Genomic DNA, 14,422 nt, shown 5'->3' on the forward strand with positions numbered 1-14,422 from the left:
ATTGCTAGTTAATCTTTTAACAATTCGCTTGTAGGTCTCAAACTTTGCCTTGCAGGCTTTAGGTTTTTCAACTTTAGAAGACTCAGAAAAAACCTGACGATAAAGCCTACTCAATCGTTAATCGTTCCTCTCGTAATGTACTTTGCGTTCTATTCTCAGGACAGCAGCTAGGCTATCACCCAGGCATATACAACATCTTGGAATATTTTCATATCTATCTATTGACAGAGAGTTTTACGCTATTTATTCAGAGATTATTAAAAATGCAATTCCTGCCGGTTCTGCTTCAGTATCTAAAGTAGGAAGTAAAAGCGGGTTCATATTAAGATAGTTTAAGAAACTCAATGAGTGCCGTAGCTCAGCATCAGGGTATGCCAATTGAACCGTCCAAGCCTGAGCCAAGCGCTGAGAGTAAGGTTCTGATGCCGAGTCTTGAGCTTGCTTGGTCTTCACAGGAAATTAGCGTTGCCCAACCCCTGATCGCGCCTGAACGAGCAGCTTTGGCTGAGGCTGAAAGCTTGCAGCAGGATGAAGAGCCTTTGCGTTTTTCGGACGTGGCGCTGGAGCAGATGCCAGATGCCATTTTGCTAACTGATTTAACAGGCAAGATTCAGAAATGGCTGGGTAAAGCTGAGCAGATCTTTGGCTATACCGCTAGTGAAGCAATGGGTCAACCGATTAGCTTTCTGCAGCAGCCGTCGGTCCAAAATACGATAACCGCTGAGATCCTTCAGCAAATTCAACACCAAGAGACTGATTGCCGCGAAGTTGCTTGCTTACACAAGGATGGGTCAGCCGTCTCGATTGAGTTGACTGCAAAAGCAGTTTGTGATGCTACGGGTGAACCACTATTTTTGCTGAGCCTTAACAGCGATATCAGTGAGCGCCAACGGACCGAGAGCCCACAGGCTCAATTGCTCCAAGCTCAAACAGCTCGGGTAGAAGCAGAAGCAGCCCAGCAGCAAGCAACATTTCTGGCTGAAGCCAGCCAAGTTTTAGCATCATCTCTTGACTATCAGACCACCCTCAGAAGTATTGCCGAGCTGGCTGTACCGGCGCTTGCTGACTGGTGCGTCGTTGATGTGGTTGAGGAAGATGGTCAGATTTGCCGCCTAGGAGCCAGCCATGTCGATCCAGCCAAGCAAGTAATCCTGCAAGAACTTCGTCAGCGCTATCCGCTTGACCCTGACAGTGATCATCCAGTCCTAGAGGTTTTGCGCACTGGCAAACCAATTTTTTACCCAGAGATTCCAGCCTCTGCTTGGTCAATCCCCGTTTACGACGCATATTACGTGCAGCTCGTGCAAGCGCTCGGTACTAAATCGAGCATGACCGTGCCACTCCTAGCCCGAGGGCGCACGCTGGGGATGCTTACCTTCGTTCTGGGGCAGTCTGGCCGTCTTTATCGGGCAGAAGACTTAGCCCTTGTCCAAGATTTGGCGCATCGGGCTGCTCTGGCGGTCGATAATGCTCGCCTCTATCGTGAGGCCCAGCAAGCACGACAGGCAGCGGAGCAAGCGGCGGCCCGAACGGTTCGGCTACAAACCGTGACAGCAGCGTTATCAGAGTCGCTCACACCCGAGCAAGTGGCAGCAGTGATTGTCGATCAGGGTATGGCTGCGCTGGGGGCGACTTCAGCCCTGGTTGCGCTGCTCAACGAAAGCGGCACTGAACTAGAGATTGTCCGAGCAGTCGGCTACGAGGACAATCTCATACAAAGCTGGCGCTCTTTTTCCATTGATGCGCCTCTGCCGCTCGCAGAAGCGGTACGGACGGGTAAGCCTGCCTGGACCGAGTCGACGACTGCTAGAGTCGAGCGCTATCCCCACTTGCGAGAAGCCTACAGCCGTTATAACTACGGTGCCTGGGTTTCAGTGCCTCTGATGGTCGAGGGGCGTTCTGTCGGGGGCCTCAGCTTGAGCTTTACTGAAGTTCAGGTCTTCAGTGAAGATGACCGCACGTTGGTGCTGGCCTTGGCCCAGCAATGTGCCCAGGCAATTGAACGAGCTCGGCTCTATGAAGCAGAACGGCGAACTCGAGCAGATGCGCAGGCAGCAAACCGGTTGAAGGATGAGTTTCTTTCAATTCTCTCCCACGAAATTCGTACCCCTCTCAATGGCATCCTCGGTTGGGCCCAACTGCTGCGCCGAGGGACGCTTGATGCGGCTACAACAACAAGGGCACTCGAAACCATCGAGCGCAATGCCCGTATCCAGACTCAACTAATTGACGATCTTCTAGATGTTTCGCGCATCATTCGAGGTCAGCTGAGCCTTGAACTGCGGCCAGTCAGCCTAGGACCTGTGCTGGAGGCAGCAATTGAGACAGTGCGCCCCGCTGCTAAGGTCAAGGCTATTGACATTGCTCCAGTTCTGAAGGGTCGAGAAAGCTTGGTGTCAGGTGATGCTAATCGCCTACAACAGGTTGTATGGAATCTTCTGTCTAATGCGGTCAAATTCACTCCTGCAGGTGGACGGATTGAGATTGGCTTAGCCAGTGATCCAACCTCTGCTCGAATCTGGGTCCGAGACACGGGCATGGGCATCCGGGCCAACTTTTTACCCTACGTCTTTGAGCGCTTTCGTCAGGCCGATAGCGCAGCTACAAGGCTATATGGTGGCTTAGGATTGGGGCTAGCCATTGTTCGTCATTTAGTTGAACTGCACGGCGGCAGTGTTGAGGTCGAGAGCCCTGGCGAAGGACAGGGGGCTACCTTCACAGTCCGCTTGCCGCGCCTGTCAATTCCTGAGGAGCCAGCAGCCTCAGAACCCAAGTCACCCGAAATCGCAGAGTCGGTTTGGCTCACTGACCTGCGGATCTTAGTCGTCGATGACGAAGCAGACGCCCGAGATCTACTAAGCACAGTGCTAGAGCAGTACGGTGCTCAGGTCACAGCGGTTGCTTCGAGCGTTGAGGCACTAGCTGCCTTTCAGCACTCTAAGCCCGACATTTTGCTATCTGATATCGGCATGCCTGTTGAAGATGGCTATGCACTCATTCGCAAAATCAGAACTCTTGAGGCTGGGCAAGACCGGCTCACACCAGCTGCGGCCCTTACAGCCTATGCTAAAGCCGAAGATCGGACTCGCGCCCTACTCGCAGGCTTTCAAACTCACATTCCCAAACCGATTAATCCCCAAGAACTAGCTATTGTTATCGCCCATTTAGCAGGACGGACCAGTTTAACTTAGTAAATTTAATCTAGGTTAAGGAGATAAATACAAGCCAACTCGGAACTGGTCGCACCTGAGGCGATGAGTTCAGCAGCGAGGTTGGCAGAGACAGAACTTGTAGAGGGTTAGCTTAACAGGCTACACGGGCATCCTGAGGTAGCCAATAGCAGGCGTTAAATTAGGTCGATGAAGCCTCAACTGCCAGCCCCAATGACCCAGGTTCCACATCATCTGAACCTTAGCCGACTGACAGCTGAATCAAGTTTGGCAGAAATCCCCTTCCACGACTGCCAGATCCAATTCTCAGCCTTGGGACAAATGGTTGCGACAGAGTTTGAACAACGGCCAGAACTCCCAGGAATTTTTGTCGTTGATGGCTCTGAGCTGAGAGGCATGATTTCTAGGCAGAAATTTTTCGAGTGCATGAGCCGTCGTCATAGCCTAGAGCTTTACATGAATCGCCCTATTCAGACTGTTTTAGACCAGGGTCTGAACGGGTTTAAGTTTCAGCCGCTACAACTACCCAGTCATTGCAAAGTTGACGAGGCTGTCCGCATAGCGCTTGGGCGTCCTGCGGATACTATTTACGAACCTATTGCAATTGTTGCCGAAGATCAAAGCCTGCGTTTGATTGATTTTCAAGTTTTGCTCTTGGCTCAATCCAAAATTGTGGAGCTAACTAACCACAAGCTTCAGCAGCAGCAAACGAAGACTCAACAATATCTAGAAAGGCTGCAACAACAAGAAAAGGCATTACAAGAAAAAGAAAGACAACTCCGCCAAGTTATTGACCTGGTGCCTCATTTTATCTTTGCTAAGAACCAAGACGGCGAGTTTATTCTAGCCAATCAGGCCGTAGCAGATATTTATGGTACTTCTGTTGAGAACCTATTAGGCAAGCGAGACGTTGATTTTGTTCAATCTGAGGAGGAAGCTCGCCAGTTTCGTGAAGAGGATTTACAGGTAATCCGTGATGGACAGCATAAACATGTTTCTGAGCCAATCATCAAAGATCGCCAGGGCAATGTTCATATTCTTGAAAGCACGAAAATTCCTTTCTTTTTAACGGGGACAGAAACATCCGCCGTATTAGGCGTTGCTATTGATATCACTGAGCGTAAGCGCACAGAGGAAGCCCTGCGTAGAAGCGAGGCCAATAACCGAGCGCTACTAGAGGCATTACCAGACTTAATGATGCGGATGACTAGGGACGGAACCTATCTTGATTTTAGGCCATCCAAAGACTTCAAAACTTTGATGGCTAGCCCGAACATGGTCGGCCAGAATGTGTACGATAGCATGCCGCTAGAAATTGCCCAGCAACGCATGGATTATGTGGGGAGAGCCCTGGCGACCGGCAAAACACAAATTTATGAGTTTCAGCTAATTGTAGACGGAAATATTCGCTATGAGGAAGCCCGAATTGTAGTCAGCGGCGAAGACGAAGTTCTCGTTATTGTGCGCGACATTACCGAGCGCAAGCAAGCCGTTATCGATTTAGAAAAAGCTCGCGATGCTGCCCTGAGTGCAACCCGAGTCAAAAGCGAGTTTTTGGCGAACATGAGCCACGAGATTCGGACTCCCATGAACGGCATTATTGGCATGACTGGCTTGCTAGGCGAGACTGAGCTAACCTCTCAGCAACAGGATTTCGTTGAAACCATTCGCAGTAGTAGCGATGCTCTACTCACAATCATCAATGACATCTTGGATTTCTCCAAAATTGAATCTGGGAAGCTGGACTTAGAAGAGCAACCATTTGAGCTACGAACTTGCCTGGAGGAAGCTCTTGACTTGCTAGCTCACAAAGCCACAGAAAAAGGCTTAGAAGTAGCTTACTTAATCGAATTACAGACTCCAAACACATTTGTAGGGGATGTCACGCGACTGCGCCAAATTCTAGTGAACCTGCTCAGCAATGCGGTCAAGTTTACAGACATCGGAGAAGTTCTGGTTTCAGTCACTGCCCAAAGACTCGCAGAAGCGAACAGCTCCGAGCCTTACCCATCGCCCACTTATGAGCTCCAATTTGCCGTTAAGGATACTGGCATTGGCATACCCCTGAAGCGCATGGATCGCCTGTTTAAGTCCTTTAGCCAAGTTGATTCCTCAATGACTCGCCAATATGGAGGCACTGGTTTAGGGCTTGCCATTAGTAAGCAATTGTGTGAGCTAATGGGTGGCAAAATGTGGGTTGAGAGCCAGGTCGGTCAGGGGTCCACTTTTTACTTCACCATCGTTGCCAGGTCAGCGCCCAATACCTTATCCACTGAATCTACTGAGCGTTCTGGTAACGAGTCCTGCTTAGACGGTCAGCGATTACTGATTGTGGATGATAACGCCACAAACCGACAGATTCTCACCCTACAAGGTCAGTTATGGGGCATGATCACGCATGCTGTTGAGTCTGGTCCTGAGGCTCTAGCTTGCCTTAGCCAAGGGCAACGGTTCGACCTCGCCATTCTAGATATGCAGATGCCGCAGATGGACGGTTTGGCTCTGGCAATAGCCATTCGTCAACTGTCTGGCTGTCAAGATCTACCCTTGGTCATGCTCACGTCTATAGGCAGACTAGAGGTTGATTCTCAAGCAGCCCAAGTTGAGTTTGCAGCCTTTCTTAACAAGCCAATTAAACAATCACAGCTTTATAACATCTTGGTTACTGTCTTAGGCGGGGGCTCGGTGCCAAGAAGGCCAGCTTGCCCCATCTCTCCTCAGCCCATTCCACAGCTTGCAGCTGAGCAACCGCTCCGGATCCTAATAGCTGAGGACAATGTGGTGAACCAGAAAGTTGCCCTACATCTGTTGAAGCGATTGGGATATCAGGCTGATGTTGTAGCGAATGGACTAGAGGTCCTTGAAGCCCTACGCCGCCAGTCCTACGATGTAGTGTTCATGGACGTGCAGATGCCAGAGATGGACGGTTTAACCGCGACTCGCCACCTCTGCCAGGAATGGTCGCCCTCCTCACGCCCCTGGATTATTGCCATGACTGCCAATGCCATGCAGGGAGACCGAGAGTTGTGTCTAGAGGCAGGCATGAATGGCTACATTAGCAAGCCTGTCCATTTAGAAGACTTAATTCAGTCTCTCTCGCAGTATGCTTCCCGTTAATAGGTTTAGCATTCAGCCTGTTTTCTTTTTGCCCGTAATAGCTTGATAGGATAGAGCTAATTTCAGCATCAAGGCCGCCTCAAAGCTATCACCTACTTTTGCATACATCACTTGACACATCACTCACATACAGCACGAGAGTTTCATCCAGATTCATACAAGAACAACTCTTATTTTGTATTAGCCGGTACAAAGCAACTTAACACGACTTCCCACCCATTGAGAGGCAAAATCGTATCGCATTAGCCCTAAAGTAAAAATCATGTGCTCCTGAACGCTAATCGAGAGGTTAGCAGGCGCTTGCTCTAACTCAGTACACCATTCCTGGTAAGTTCTTGCCAGGTTTTTTTTGCATTAGTTTTTGCATTTACTTTCTTCAGAATTGGCTGGCATTAATTTGTTGATATCAAAATCTATTTGACCGTACTTCATAGCTCTGCTTCACTGGTGCCTATCCCCCCAGATAGAGGAAGCAACAAAATATTACATCTAGATTTCAAAAATCTATATTTTTTGTGCTTACTAGCTGCTTATATGCCAGGATGTAATAGCATCCAATTCAGAATAGCGTGGGTTCTTGCCAGTTTTTTCTTCCTTTCCAAACGTTTTTGGGTTTGAAATAAATCTCAGGCCACTTCTTGCAAATTCTCGGTCCGTCCGTTACAAAAAAATCTTGTTTACACCCCTCTACTGATTCGATTATGGCCAATGCAACTGAGACTATTTACGGTAATACATCGGGGCTCAAGGCCAACCAGCTTAAAACACTCCAGAAACTATACACACAGCGTCTCCCTGGTGACTCTCTAGTCACTGCTGAGTTTGCCCAACGATTAGGGGCGAGTAGCAACGAGCTCCAGCAACCGCTTTGCGTTTACGTCAATCGCCGTGGTCAGGTGGTGCGAGTGGGGGTGGGCACTCCCAATCAAACTCAGATCCCACCTCTAGAGTTACCTCGCCAGAGCGCCGAACGGCTGAGTGGGATTCGCTGCTTGGCCACTCAGTTGAAAGATGCTCCTCCCAGCACAGCCGATCTGACTGCAATGGTGTTGCAACGCCTAGATGCTCTCGTGCTGCTGTCTGTAACTGGGCAGGGCTTTGAGCGGCGCGGTGGCGGCGCGACTGGCTATGTAGGCAGTACCTACCTGTCTTACCCCATTCCTCAAGCGGACCCAGGTGAGACTGAAGCCCCCGCTTACTGGCACGTATCGCCAGCCCAAAGCTTAGATGCCCTCTCTAAACTTGATTTTCCCGCTTGGGTGGAGGAACTAGAAGCTAACTTTCAGCACGAACACAGTACAGCCCAAGAAATCGCTACTAATAACGATCGGGCTCTCTTGGTAGGTTTGCTCACAGACCGGCACAACGAACAGCAGTTTCAGTACTCGTTAGCTGAGTTGCAACGGTTGGTCGAGAGCGCTGGTGGGCAAGTATTGGCAGTTGTTCAGCAGAAGCGCGACCGTCTTGATCCAAAAACCGTCGTGGGTGAAGGCAAGGTCCAGGAAATTGCTCTTACTGCTCGCACCCTAGGCGCGAATCTAGTGGTGTTCGACCGGCAGATTTCCCCATCCCAAGTGCGCAACTTGGAAGAGCGCATTGGTGTGCGCGTAGTTGACCGGGCTGAGGTGATTCTCGACATCTTTGCGCAGCGTGCTCAGTCTCAGGCTGGCAAGCTTCAAGTTGAGCTCGCTCAATTGGCCTACATGATGCCACGGCTGGCAGGACGTGGGGCAACCCTATCCCGCTTAGGCGGTGGTATTGGCACCCGTGGCCCTGGTGAAACGCAACTAGAAACCGAACGGCGAACTATTCAAGGCCGCATTACCCGGCTACAACACCAGGTAGATGACCTGCAAGCCCATCGCTCCCGCCTACGACAGCAGCGCCAACATCAAGAGGTACCGACAATTGCCTTGGTGGGCTACACCAATGCGGGCAAGTCGACCCTCCTGAATGTGCTCACGCAGTCAGAGGTTTACACTGCTGACCGACTCTTCGCCACGCTTGACCCCACAACCCGACGGCTTAGACTGCCTGAAGGCGAGACCATTCTACTGACCGACACTGTGGGCTTTATCCATGAATTGCCTCCCCCCCTCGTCAATGCCTTTAGAGCCACGTTAGAAGAAGTCTCCGAAGCAGATGCTCTGCTGCATGTTGTAGATCTGTCCTACCCTGACTGGCAAAGTCACGTTGAGTCAGTGAAAAAGTTGCTAGGTGAGTTGCCAATTCAGCCCGGTCCCAGTTTGTTAGTGTTTAACAAAATCGATCGAGTTCCTAGTAGGGAACTCGATCAAGTCCGCAGCGAGTTCAAAAATGCAGTCTTTGTCTCTGCTATTCAGCGGCAGGGATTAGATGAGGTTTATGCCGCTTTGGCTCGCCTAGCAAAGGACAATACGAGGAAAGACAAACCCAAAATATCAGGACAGACAGACTCACAACCAGAGGGTGCAGATTGGTCAAAGATAAAAACTGATGATAGAAGCATGACTGAGCCGGACTCTATAGATTCCCCTACAGGTCTCCCTGACAGCTCTCTGTGAAGGCTATGAGTTAATGAGTTAGGTCTGGTTTAAGCCTAGAACCCCGATAACACTTCTGATAACACTAGATAACCAATAACAAAACCCGGCTTGGAACTTCTCCAAGCCGGGTTTTGTTATTGAGCTGCTATCTGCTGAGACTAACGCTTATCGCACCTACTGAGCACTTAGGCGGTGGTGCCTTTAGCAGCCTGGTAACGAGCGCGAGCACGCTTGAGAGCTTGATCGGCTTGGAATTGCTCCTGCCGGTCGCCACTCTTAGCGCCAGCACGCGCCTCGGCCTCTGAGAGCGCCACCCGTGCTTCATCAGCATCGATGCGGTCCCCACGTTCGCCACCATTGACTAGAACGATGACTTCGTTCTCTTCAACCTCAGCAAAGCCGCCGTTGATTGCGATAGAAACCCAGTTCTTGTCTTGGCGCACTCGCATCACGCCTGTGTCTAAGGCAGTGAGCATGGGGGCGTGGCCCGTGAGCACACCAAGCTGACCGGTAGTACTGGGCAGAATCACTTCTTCGGCTTCAGAATCCCAGACGGTACTGCCGGGAGAAATTACCCGTATAGTGAGAGCCATCTTACTTGGTCTCCGCCTTCAGTTTTTCGGCTTTGGCGATCGCTTCTTCGATGTTGCCCACCAGATAGAAGGCTTGCTCAGGCAGATCATCGAGTTCGCCCGACAGGATCTTGTTGAAGCCGTCAATCGTTTCCTTGGTGGTGACGTACTTACCAGGAGAACCGGTAAATACTTCAGCCACGAAGAAAGGCTGGGACAGGAAGCGCTCAATTTTACGAGCACGAGCCACCGTGACCTTATCGTCTTCGGAGAGTTCGTCCAAGCCCAGAATGGCGATGATATCCTGCAGCTCCTTATAGCGCTGGAGGGTCTGCTGTACTGCACGAGCACAGGTGTAGTGATCAGCACCCACGACTGCGGGTTGGAGCATCGTTGAGGTTGAGTCTAGAGGGTCGACCGCTGGGTAAATGCCCTTGGCTGCTAGACCGCGAGACAACACCGTCGTGGCGTCCAAGTGAGCGAAGGTAGTTGCCGGAGCGGGGTCAGTCAAGTCGTCCGCAGGTACATAGACCGCTTGGATCGAGGTGATTGAGCCTTCGGTGGTGGAGGTGATGCGCTCTTGCAAGTCGCCCATCTCGGTCCCCAAAGTTGGCTGATAACCTACCGCAGAGGGCATCCGGCCTAGTAGTGCAGACACTTCAGAACCGGCTTGCACAAAGCGGAAGATGTTGTCGATGAACAGCAGCACGTCCTGCTTGTTGACATCGCGGAAGTACTCAGCCATCGTCAGAGCGCTCAGACCCACACGCATGCGGGCTCCGGGCGGCTCGTTCATCTGACCGTAAACCAGAGCCACTTTGGACTCACCGATGTTTTCAGCGTTAATTACGCCTGACTCTTTGAATTCGTTGTAGAGGTCATTGCCCTCGCGGGTGCGCTCACCTACACCACCAAACACCGACACACCGCCGTGCTGCTTAGCAATGTTGTTGATCAGTTCTTGGATCAGCACGGTCTTGCCCACGCCCGCACCACCAAACAGACCCACCTTACCGCCTCGACGATAGGGAGCTAGCAGGTCAATGACCTTGATGCCCGTCTCAAAAATCGAGGGCTTGGTCTCCAGGCTGGTGAAGCTGGGAGCATCCCGGTGAATTGGAGAAGTTTCCTCAGTGTTAACGGGACCTAGTTCGTCTACTGGCTCACCCAGAACGTTGAAGATGCGCCCTAGGGTTCCAGCGCCAACGGGTACAGAGATCGCCGCTCCCGTGTCAAAAACTTCCATGCCGCGCACCAAACCGTCGGTGGTGCTCATCGCCACCGCTCGGACCTGGTTGTCGCCCAAGAGCTGCTGAACCTCGCAGGTCACGGCCAGATCCTCGCCAGCAGCGGTTTTACCAGTGACTTTCAGGGCGTTGTAGATCTCGGGCATCTTGCCGTTCGGGAACTCGGCATCAATGACAGGACCGATGATTTGAGTGATGTAACCAGTGCTTGTCTTTTCTGCAGTGCTGACCATGCTTGAAACCTTCTCTCCTACTGCTGGCAGACTCTGTGGGGTGGCCATTACGGCGAAAATGCCATCTCTCAAGGTACCACCAACGGTGACTAGGGTGAATTTTCTTTACTGAGGATTGCCGGACGTCGGCAACTACCCACTAACCACCCGGCAAGCACCCGATAACCAGCTCCATTGGTCTCTGAAGGCTCTAAGTGACTTTTAGTGACTCCAACGATATCGATGCGTTGACCACTTGTTGACTACCTACAGGTTGGGTCAATTGCAGGTTGGGACGAGTTCGGGAGTAGCTGCTAGCTGCTATGACAGTTTAGGGGAACTCCTAAACCGCTAAAACTAGACTGGTAAAACTGTGACGCCTCACAGACTGGCCTCCACTGTCGCCTAGTTCGATCAGAGAATCGCTACAGTAACGCTCAAGCTTAGCTCGGTTGGGGCTGGAGGGAAGATGCAAAAACTAGGTCCTCAAATGGAAAACCCTGCTTGGATTATCCAAGTTTGGGCAGCGTTTATGATTTCAATTACCTTTACTTCTGTTGGCATTGCAAACCTGCCAGTGGATGGTTGGATCAAAGGCTTTATGGGTATGGGATTAACCTTTTCGGTTGGCTCTACGTTTAGCTTGGCCAAAACTTCCAGAGATGCTTATGAAGCCAAACGACTAGCGGCTCGCATTGATGAAGCCAGAGTTGAGAGACTACTGACTGATCACCATCCTTTAAAGTGAATTTAGAAACAAAGAATTCTGGCAGTTGTTAAGCCTAGCCACTCAAGGTCTCAAAGTATTTGCGCTTATTAGCCTTTGTTAGAGTTCAGTGAAAAGGAAGTAGGGGCTTGGTTGTTTTCTGACCAGTCTTTGAACTCGTTGGAAAAAGCAGAGTGTAGGATTAAGCCCGTCTGAGGATATACCAACAGAGGGGAGAGTTAATGTTGATAACTCTCCCCTCTGTGTATGTTTAAAACCTGGTGTCAGACATATTAAATATGACACCTGTGTCGTAGCATTGCAGGCTAGCGGACGAGTACTAACGGATCCAGTCGTCCCGCTCCTGATTGCGCTCCTGGTTTCGATCCCGATCTCGGCGACGTTCCTGCTCTCGATCCCGATCCCGATCTCGGGCCTCTTCGCGTCGGCGTTCTTGCTCTCTCTCCCAGTCTCGGTCGCGATCTCGGTCTCTATCCCTGTCTCTGTCTCGATCCCAATTAACATCGCGGTTTTCACACAAGCGGCTACGCTCCCGCTCGCCACGGTCTATACCTCGACATAGACGGTCGAGATCCCGACGAAAATCTCCCCGGTCACGGTCGCGGTAGCCATCGTAGCGATCGCTACGCCCTTCCCGGCTGGGATAGTTATCGGGGCGAGCTTGACCACCACCTGCAGCTGAAGCCGGACCGGCAGCCAAGCCAATGGTGGCAGAGGCGCTCACCAACATGAGCAAGTAAGTTGTACGACTGAACACTGTTACGCCCCTCCAATGACGACCGTCAAGTTAGACGAGAGCTTAGAACCAGCATTTCAAAGAACCCACGGTTTGAGACCATTTAAAACCAGTGGAACTTTTGACCCTCCGTCCTAAAGAGCAATGACTGTAGAACCGGCTGATTTGTTCCCGGTGTTCAGTATCCTTGCACTTGGCTGAGAGCGGCTCCGCGGTAGTAGTAGCCTAAGATTTGCTGGTAGTTGTAGCCACGGCTCGCTAAAGCATAGGCCCCCCATTGGCTCATGCCTACAGCGTGACCATTGCCCCGCCCCACCACTTGCAACACGGGTGGCACGCTGGGAGCAGATCTGCCCTTAATATCGCCCATCTCCTCATCTGCCTGCGGCATCACTCGGAATAGCGTACTTGGCAGGTCTAAAGCTTGACGCACAGCACTGGCACTCATCACCTTGCTGCCCCGCTCTCCCACCAACTTCACACTCACAACTCGACCTGAAGCCAAAGTCTTGACTGGGGTAAGGCTAATCACTTCCCCCACTCCCCCCAAGCGACGTTGCAAATCCTGCTGCGAATAGGTTTTGGTCCATTGGAAATTGGGAGCGACCGTATCAAAGTCCGGAACCCCGCGAAGGTAGGGGAAATTGTTACCCCAAATATCTTGGGCAGACTCAGTATGTCCGCCAGAACTAGCGGAGTAAACGGCTTCTGCAACTTCCCCACGGTAGGTTAGCACTAAGCCCGCAGTCTCTCGGACAGCCTGGTGCGTAGTGTTGTACTCAGCTTGCAAACCTCCGTAAACCTGATCAGCCTCAGTTGGACCTAGATCGTAGAGGTCACCTGCCCTTTCACGACGAAGCAGGGCATAGGAGCGAGCTGCGATTGCTTGAGCTTTTAGGGCTTCCAGAGGCCAACTTGCTGGCATTTCTGAACCCACCACTCCATAAAGGTAATCGCGCAGGTTGACATAGTTGACCGCTAATACGCCATTGCCTTGAACCAATAGCAGCAGCCGACCCCGATACCAGCGCTCGCCAACGTAGAGACTGCCATCGGCTGAGGGATCAATCCAAACGGCATTCAGTCCTTGCCAGTCTCCGACCCGCAAGGTTTGCCGCTCAGCCTGGGTCCAGGTCCCCTGCATTGCGGGCAATTGACCAATCGCTTTGCCTTGAAGGTTCGTGACCGTGGCCTGGGTCGAGCTGCCGATGACCAGGGAGGGAACTCCGCTGGCAAGGGCAACCCTCATCTGCAACCCTACATCGGCATTGCTGTTGACCTTGATCGACTGGACAGCTTGGCGCTGAGGTAGCTTCGCTGGCGGCTTAGATGCTTCTGCTTTGGCTGTAGACGCGGGTTGAGGTACCTGCGGGATTTGCACTGGCGGGCGATTGAGCGGTGGCAAAACGCTAGGCTCAGCAGAAGCTAAGGGCGAGGCCACTGGCGATGGGTTCGCCTCCGTTTGTAGCAAGGCTTGACTGACTGAAATTAGACCCCAAAAACCACCCAGGGTCATGCCCAGCAACAGGATCACCTGTGGTTTCAGCAGTTTAGATGACAGCCTGAACAGCTTGGGTGAGAATTTTTTTGAGTTGTTATCCAAAGACTGCTTCGATTGAGCTGTGGGTTCGGATCTAGGTCGGGACAAGTTGCTTCTCCGGCTCATCGTAGAGGTCACCTATCCAGCAATCGCACCTTGGCTAGCTTAATGAAAGAAAGGGTGTTTTTGCCACGGGCAACTCTTTCCCCGGCAGCCCCACTGAAGATGCCACGGTGCCCTCCCACTGTCCTCAGCCCTAGGGCTGAGGACAGTGGGAGAAAGTCATTGCAAGCAACGGATGCTTCAGGTGGCGGAGCTGCCTCACCTGAAGCTCCAACCTCTTTTCTGTTTTTCTGTGAATTGAGTATTGAAATGGTAGAAAAGATTAATCAAAGATTGATCTCGGTTTCTATTGAATACTCAGCATTTTCATCAACTTTCTAGCTAGTACTCTAGTTTTGTTGTGGTCAAGCTCCTACGCTCAACAATCGAAATCTTACCTGCGGTTGATGCCTTTAAAGAGTGGAATTTGTAAACAGTGTAAAGGTTCTCTGCTGGGAGAGCACTCAGCCAGTC

Annotated in this window: 9 protein-coding genes; 5 read left to right on the forward strand and 4 right to left on the reverse strand. The window is 51.4% G+C overall.

What is annotated here, in order from left to right; genetic code table 11:
* The first annotated feature begins 344 nt into the window (after positions 1-344).
* From H6F94_RS05335 to hflX, 3 genes are all read left to right on the forward strand, one after another.
* Positions 345-3,191 carry a hybrid sensor histidine kinase/response regulator gene (locus tag H6F94_RS05335; RefSeq protein ID WP_190801194.1) on the forward strand — a complete coding sequence of 949 codons (2,847 nt, stop codon included), beginning with the start codon at positions 345-347 and terminating at the stop codon, positions 3,189-3,191.
* A gap of 192 nt (positions 3,192-3,383) precedes the next feature.
* Positions 3,384-6,287, forward strand: coding sequence for a response regulator (locus H6F94_RS05340; RefSeq protein WP_190801195.1), 2,904 nt, complete (start codon positions 3,384-3,386; stop codon positions 6,285-6,287).
* Positions 6,288-6,988: 701 nt separating this feature from the next.
* Positions 6,989-8,830, forward strand: a complete 1,842-nt coding sequence (gene hflX, locus H6F94_RS05345) for a GTPase HflX (RefSeq protein WP_190801196.1) — start codon at positions 6,989-6,991, stop codon at positions 8,828-8,830.
* A gap of 167 nt (positions 8,831-8,997) precedes the next feature.
* Here the strand turns inward: hflX and atpC are convergent, their stop codons facing one another.
* A complete protein-coding gene (atpC, locus tag H6F94_RS05350; protein ID WP_190801197.1) occupies positions 8,998-9,405 on the reverse strand; it encodes an ATP synthase F1 subunit epsilon in 408 nt (135 codons plus the stop codon).
* A gap of 1 nt (position 9,406) precedes the next feature.
* Complete coding sequence (atpD, locus tag H6F94_RS05355) at positions 9,407-10,864, reverse strand: F0F1 ATP synthase subunit beta (RefSeq protein WP_190801198.1); 1,458 nt, start codon at positions 10,862-10,864, stop codon at positions 9,407-9,409.
* 448 nt (positions 10,865-11,312) lie between these two features.
* On the opposite strand from atpD, the gene H6F94_RS05360 reads away from it, so the two are divergent.
* Entirely contained in the window at positions 11,313-11,591 is a 279-nt protein-coding gene (locus tag H6F94_RS05360; protein WP_190801199.1) for a YiaA/YiaB family inner membrane protein, read from the forward strand.
* A 298-nt stretch (positions 11,592-11,889) separates the two neighbouring features.
* Here the strand turns inward: H6F94_RS05360 and H6F94_RS05365 are convergent, their stop codons facing one another.
* Together H6F94_RS05365 and H6F94_RS05370 are read right to left on the reverse strand one after the other, a co-directional pair.
* The gene (locus H6F94_RS05365; RefSeq protein ID WP_190801200.1) at positions 11,890-12,327 is read right to left on the reverse strand and encodes a hypothetical protein; all 438 of its coding nucleotides are present in this window, start codon (positions 12,325-12,327) and stop codon (positions 11,890-11,892) included.
* Positions 12,328-12,484: 157 nt separating this feature from the next.
* Positions 12,485-13,954, reverse strand: a complete 1,470-nt coding sequence (locus H6F94_RS05370; RefSeq protein WP_190801201.1) for a SpoIID/LytB domain-containing protein — start codon at positions 13,952-13,954, stop codon at positions 12,485-12,487.
* A gap of 177 nt (positions 13,955-14,131) precedes the next feature.
* On the opposite strand from H6F94_RS05370, the gene H6F94_RS05375 reads away from it, so the two are divergent.
* Positions 14,132-14,290 carry a hypothetical protein gene (locus H6F94_RS05375; RefSeq protein ID WP_190801202.1) on the forward strand — a complete coding sequence of 53 codons (159 nt, stop codon included), beginning with the start codon at positions 14,132-14,134 and terminating at the stop codon, positions 14,288-14,290.
* The last annotated feature ends 132 nt before the right edge of the window (positions 14,291-14,422 follow it).

Source organism: Leptolyngbya sp. FACHB-261 (assembly GCF_014696065.1).
Classification (GTDB): domain Bacteria; phylum Cyanobacteriota; class Cyanobacteriia; order FACHB-261; family FACHB-261; genus FACHB-261.

Coding starts and splice junctions, on each gene's coding strand:
- atpD (WP_190801198.1), bottom strand. CDS start 10,864: ATGGTCAGCACTGCAGAAAAGACAAGCACTGGTTACATCACTCAAATC.
- hflX (WP_190801196.1), top strand. CDS start 6,989: ATGGCCAATGCAACTGAGACTATTTACGGTAATACATCGGGGCTCAAG.
- H6F94_RS05360 (WP_190801199.1), top strand. CDS start 11,313: ATGCAAAAACTAGGTCCTCAAATGGAAAACCCTGCTTGGATTATCCAA.
- H6F94_RS05340 (WP_190801195.1), top strand. CDS start 3,384: ATGACCCAGGTTCCACATCATCTGAACCTTAGCCGACTGACAGCTGAA.
- atpC (WP_190801197.1), bottom strand. CDS start 9,405: ATGGCTCTCACTATACGGGTAATTTCTCCCGGCAGTACCGTCTGGGAT.
- H6F94_RS05335 (WP_190801194.1), top strand. CDS start 345: ATGAGTGCCGTAGCTCAGCATCAGGGTATGCCAATTGAACCGTCCAAG.